This is a genomic window from Mesorhizobium sp. M1A.T.Ca.IN.004.03.1.1 (genome assembly GCF_003997555.1).
Taxonomy (GTDB): Bacteria; Pseudomonadota; Alphaproteobacteria; order Rhizobiales; family Rhizobiaceae; genus Mesorhizobium.
In genome coordinates this window covers 1-243 of sequence record NZ_RZTV01000939.1, presented here as the reverse complement: position 1 = coordinate 243, position 243 = coordinate 1, and the positions used below count along the sequence as shown (strand labels likewise).

Here is a 243-nt window from a genome sequence, read left to right as displayed (position 1 = left end):
CGCACGAATCTTGCGGCGCGGCGGCGTGCTCCGGCATTTTCTTGCTTCCGCATTTCCCGCCCGGATTTGCCCTTGACCGGACTTGCCGCTGCGGCTTTTGCTTTCCCGACTTGATAGGGGAGGGCAGCATGGCCGTCGATACATCACCGCCCGGCTGTTGGTCGGCGACACCTTCTCGATCGTCTGGCGCAGCTGCGAGACGGCAACCGAGGTGCCGATCAGCTCCAACGCATCGCCGGTGCG

The 243-nt window shown here is 64.6% G+C and carries 1 pseudogene; it reads right to left on the bottom strand.

From position 1 onward, the window contains the following. A pseudogene (locus EOD29_RS36840) lies at window positions 1–243 on the bottom strand (hypothetical protein); the annotation flags it as partial.